At 57.8% G+C, this 296-nt stretch carries 1 rRNA gene; it reads right to left on the reverse strand.

The features are described 5' to 3' along the window. Nucleotides 1–296: ribosomal RNA gene (locus IO29_RS31370) — 16S ribosomal RNA — on the reverse strand; the annotation flags it as partial.

A 296-nucleotide genomic window follows, 5' to 3' on the forward strand; every position in this document is an offset into this window, starting at 1 on the left:
TCCCTCCCTTACGGGTTGGGCCACGGGCTTCGGGTGTTACCGACTTTCGTGACGTGACGGGCGGTGTGTACAAGGCCCGGGAACGTATTCACCGCAGCAATGCTGATCTGCGATTACTAGCGACTCCGACTTCATGGGGTCGAGTTGCAGACCCCAATCCGAACTGAGACCGGCTTTTTGAGATTCGCTCCACCTCGCGGTATCGCAGCTCATTGTACCGGCCATTGTAGCACGTGTGCAGCCCAAGACATAAGGGGCATGATGACTTGACGTCGTCCCCACCTTCCTCCGAGTTG

Origin of the sequence: Streptomyces sp. NRRL F-6676 (assembly GCF_000725625.1) — a bacterium.
Lineage (GTDB): Bacteria > Actinomycetota > Actinomycetes > Streptomycetales > Streptomycetaceae > Streptomyces.